This window comes from Finegoldia sp., assembly GCF_046991905.1.
Classification (GTDB): domain Bacteria; phylum Bacillota; class Clostridia; order Tissierellales; family Peptoniphilaceae; genus Finegoldia.
In genome coordinates this window covers 1-4931 of sequence record NZ_JBKWZF010000090.1, presented here as the reverse complement: position 1 = coordinate 4931, position 4931 = coordinate 1, and the positions used below count along the sequence as shown (strand labels likewise).

Here is a 4931-nt window from a genome sequence, read left to right as displayed (position 1 = left end):
TTGTTTGATGTGGAAGAGTATCTAACAAATAGAGATAAGGTAAAGTTAAAATCAAGTTATAAAATAAATAGGTTAAATATATAATCGACTATATCAGAGGAAAAATATAGAAGCATTCGACTTTTACCATGGTAAAGAATTTATCAGCATTTAAAAATTTTAAGAATATTAGACTGCTATGATGATATATAAAGTATGGATATGTTTTGGGAAAGCACAGATAGACACAAATATAGAACACCTTACTATACTTTTAAAAGGATAGACACAGGCTCAAAAAAAGATATGGAGCTTTTACAGGAAGCGTTAAAGAATTGCTGCTTTGATGATGACAAGTAACCTTTTCCCTCTTTGCAGAAGATACAGCAAACAAAAAGCGAAATCAAGAGTGTAAGAACCACTTCTAAATAAGTGGCAGGCTCTTGACAGAGATTTATCTTTTCTGTTTGTAGCGGACAAGAGGAAAATAAACATCTATATTGTACAATTCCTATAAATTTTTGAAAGGGAATTTATCACAGACACTTCGTTTTTACTCCAAAAGTACAATCAGGAAAAATACTAATATCGGCTTTAGAATTTTATGCATTATGTACAAATTGAAACAGATATACAGGTGTAAAGTATAAAATAAAAAAGAAAACGTTTGACATTATATCAAAGATGTGTTATAATAAAATTGATAGAAATAGTACGTGGCACAAAACCATAAAAAGTGGAAAGGAGATCTAGCGAATGACAGCAAAGAAGATGAAGATGAAAGTAGTTGGTCTTGTAGCAGCAGTTATGGTGATGAGTGCACCAATTACAGCGTGGGCTATTGATGTAGCGCGTGGGGATTTGTATTATAATGGGGGACAAACAGACACCATTGTATATTCCGAAATCGGTCGTAGAGCAGGTATTAGTCGTAACTATATGGTAAAGGCAACTGTAAAGGTCGGCGGGAATACATATACTAGTGGATTCTTATCAAACTACGCTTACAAAGATGCAAAGAGGGTTTGGTGGGCGAACGAAACATCCTATTATGATTATTATCCTTATTAAGTAAATCTGTTCAAACACATAGGGCGGGGCTATTTGCCACGCCTTATTTTGTATATTTATTTAGAGAAAGGGCGTAGGTTATGAAAAAATTTTTAAAGATTTTTATTTTTCTTGAAATAATACTCTTCGCATATATTTTTAATACTTCTATTTACAACATTTACGAAAAGAATAACATTTCTTCCGAGAATTTGAAGGGGTATGTTTTAGAAGAAACGTCTCCAGAAATTCTCGACAAATTTTATAAAATATTTACAGAAGAATATTCTCAAAACAAATTAGAACTTATTAATAATACGCTCACTTCTACAGATAAATCCGTTTATGATTTATATTGCTATCCATTAAATGAATTTGCACAAAAGCAACCTATATCTAAGTCTATTTCGCTTCAATATCATGAATTGCAAAAGGAAGATTTTTTAGATAGTGTTGGTGTATTCTATACAGACTTACGATCCGATGAAATAAAAGAGATAGCATCTCAACTGTCTGTTGCAATAAGTGATTTTGAAAATGAAGCTATACCGTATAGTATGGTGTTAAAATTGAATCTTTTTAATTTTGTAATCTTGTATATTGTGCTTCAAATAATATACTGTATTTATACATCCTATAGTTTGAAAAAAATAGGTATTAAAAAAAGTATGGGCTTTTCTACTGTGCATATTTTAAAAGAGCAAATTGCTAGTATAATAAAATATTTTGTTGTAATATGCTCAGCATTAATTTGCTTGCTAAATTTGTATTACGCATTAACAAACCGATTTGAATTTTCTTATTTAGCAACAAGTATACTTTTCTTTACTATTGTTTTAGCTATAAATATAATTTGTGTTTTAATTACAAGTATTTTAATTAAATTTGTTTCTTTGGAAGCAATGATAAAAAATAAGACTTTAAATAGCGGCATAAACATTATAGTTCAGGCTGTAAAAATAGTTTTTTCAGTAATAATCACGATTACTATTATTTCATTGTTAAATCAAGGAAACTCATTTAAACAAAGCCAACAAGCTGTTTTAGATTATAAGTATCTGGACGGATATTATACCGCTAATGGTTTTAATTCATCAGAATATGATTATGCGTTAGCAAACAAAGACATATTAGAAAGTTATTCTGAACAAACATTAGAAATGTACAACGATAACCATTCGTTACTTTGTGATTTTAGTAAGGGCAGTGCTTTACAGACATCACGCCCCTATTATGAACAACAGCTTGTTATAGCAAATAGAAATTATCTGAGTGAATTCTCAAATGTCCAACTCAATGGAAAACCATTGGGAGAGGATATATTTAATGAGCCAACAGTATTAGTTCCTCATAAATATAAGAGCGATGAAAATTCTATTAAAGAATATATTAAGCAAGAATATTTCCGATTGATGAACTACGATCAATTTTATAAAATACCGGGAGAAGAAAAATCTATTGATAAATTTAATGTTGTCTATATAGATGATGATTCTACGGTAAAAGTTAATACAGAAAATGGTTTTTCAGACATGACTGACCCAATTATCATTGTTGATACGGGCGATTTTGGAGGGCTTTACTATTTGGATTCCTTAAATAGAAGATGTCTATTTTTTCAAATGGAGTCAAGAGAAGAATTTTCTTCTCTGTTAGCAGAATATAATTTCGAGAAATTAGTTACAGCCGGAACATTACTTACACCTTATTTAATGCAACTTGAAAATGTAAAATTTGTTCTTAAAACGCTCACTATGTTTACGATTGTATTTATAGTTTCCTTACTGTTTATTTTGTATATTTCAAACTATGTAGACATTGTTGTAAATCGAAAGAGATATGCGGCAAAAGAGATTTTAGGATTTTCTCATTTTAGAACACTGAAAAATCGTTATATTTTTTGGGGTATCGAACTAATTATATCGGGCGTATTAACTGTTATAAATTATTATTTTGCTTGTCTTTTTGCGATTATACTTATTGACTATATATTCTGCGAGTTGCTTTATAGAGTTTATATCTTAAACTCTTTATATGAGATTGAAAAGGGGGCATAAGTATGTCATTGATTACATTGAAGAATATCAAAAAAGAATATGGAAAAAATCAGGTTCTATTTGAAAATTTATCTTTAGAAATAGAAAAGGGCGAGTTTGTAGGACTTGTAGGCAAAAGTGGTGCAGGCAAAACGACACTTTTAAATATAATAGGATTGATTACTGATATATCTGAGGGAACAATCACTATTGATAGTCATCAAAATTTGTCCGTAAACAGCAAAAATGCTATGATTTTGAGGAGATATACTATAGGATATCTGTTTCAAAATTATGGACTAATAGAAGATGAAAGCGTATTATGGAATTTAAAATTAGCTCTTGAATATAAAAAAATGAAAAAGAAAGAAAAGCTGAAAATAATCAATGAGTATTTGAAGCAATTTGAGTTGAGTGATATGCTTAACAAAAAAGTATATCAGCTAAGCGGTGGAGAGCAGCAGCGAATTGCAATTATTAAATTAATTTTGCAAGGAAGCCAGATTATATTAGCTGATGAACCAACTTCTGGACTTGATAAAGAGAACGAAATGATAGTGATGAAACTTCTGAAAGAATTGAATGAAAAGGGAATTACTATAATCATGGTAACTCACAACATGAATTTGTGCAGTTACTTTTCCAGAGTTATAAATGTAGAAAATTTTAGATAGTTTGTTAGAGGGAGACACACGATTTCATCATACGTGCAATCTCCCTATATTTTTTCGTCATATCAAGAATCATATTCAATCATAGTAAATACATGGTAAAACAGTTGATTTTTTAATAGATGAATAATGCTTAATTGCTGTATTTATACGGAAATTGGATTTTCTATATCAAGTTTATCTTAATATCTATAATGTTGATACAGGAAAATTAGTGGTTGGTGGAGATCTATTCAATGAAAAAGTTTCAAAGGGATGATTTTAAATTATGGACACAAATAGATTTTTCAAAACAGTTTTATCACAAAATGAAGAAGAGCTTATGAAATATTTTCAAAGAAATGCTGTAATAAAATGGCATTGCACAAATGAGGTATTTACCTTAGATGAGTATATAAAAGCAAATTGTGAATATCCAGGAAACTGGAATGGAGAAATAGAACGAATCGAAGAAAATGCAAATACTATTATTCTGGCTTGCCGAGTCTTTCCAAGAGATAATAGTGAGTCTTTTCATGTAGTAAGCTTTATTCATCTTAAAGATGATTTGATTATTGAAATGGATGAATATTGGTCTGATGATGGATTAGCACCAGAATGGCGTAAGAAAATGAAAATTGGGAAAAGAATTAGGTAAATTAGTTTAAGGAGATAAAATATTGATAGAAAGTAGACCTGAGTTTGATAAAATCACATCGTTTGATGAGTTTAATAAATACTATTGGTATCATGAAGAACTTTCACAGATATGCAAGACATTAGGATTAGAATACAGAGGTACAAAACAGGAACTCAATTATATTATTGAGCAGTACTTTAAGGGTGATTTGATTAAAAAGTCATCAATAAAAAATGAAAAGAAACAAGTAGAAACTATTACCTTAGATACTCCATTACTTGAATGCGGGTTCTCCTTTAACACACATTTCAGAGAGTATTTCTCAATTTTAACAGATGTTTCGCCATTTAAATTTACTGCTGATATGGCTACTGCTTGGAGAAAAGTAAAAAGAGAAAATGATTTGAGTTTTACAATTCAAGATATGCTAAAAGTTTATTATGGGAAATCAAATTATGCTAAGTATGATAATTCGGTTTGTCAATGGAATAAATTTTTAAAAGATTTCTGTGCAGACGAAAATAGTTACAACTACTCAAATAAATTAAAAGTAGCCTCTATTCTTTGGAAAGAAGT

General features: G+C 29.8%; 5 protein-coding genes and 1 pseudogene. All 6 read left to right on the top strand.

Features of this window, described 5'->3' with window-relative positions; translation table 11 throughout:
• Window positions 1-84: pseudogene (locus ACLUJM_RS12820) on the top strand (conjugal transfer protein); the annotation flags it as partial.
• Between the two features lie 651 nt (window positions 85-735).
• Window positions 736-1050, top strand: a complete 315-nt coding sequence (locus ACLUJM_RS12815) for a hypothetical protein (RefSeq protein WP_412412983.1) — start codon at window positions 736-738, stop codon at window positions 1048-1050.
• Window positions 1051-1130: 80 nt separating this feature from the next.
• On the top strand, window positions 1131-3086 hold the full coding sequence (locus tag ACLUJM_RS12810) for a hypothetical protein (protein WP_412412982.1): 1956 nt from the start codon (window positions 1131-1133) through the stop codon (window positions 3084-3086).
• Between the two features lie 2 nt (window positions 3087-3088).
• The gene (locus tag ACLUJM_RS12805; RefSeq protein ID WP_216549815.1) at window positions 3089-3739 is read left to right on the top strand and encodes an ATP-binding cassette domain-containing protein; all 651 of its coding nucleotides are present in this window, start codon (window positions 3089-3091) and stop codon (window positions 3737-3739) included.
• Between the two features lie 265 nt (window positions 3740-4004).
• Window positions 4005-4373, top strand: coding sequence for a nuclear transport factor 2 family protein (locus ACLUJM_RS12800; RefSeq protein WP_412412981.1), 369 nt, complete (start codon window positions 4005-4007; stop codon window positions 4371-4373).
• A 22-nt stretch (window positions 4374-4395) separates the two neighbouring features.
• A partial coding sequence (locus tag ACLUJM_RS12795) for an SAP domain-containing protein (protein ID WP_412412980.1) occupies window positions 4396-4931 on the top strand: 536 nt, incomplete at its 3' end.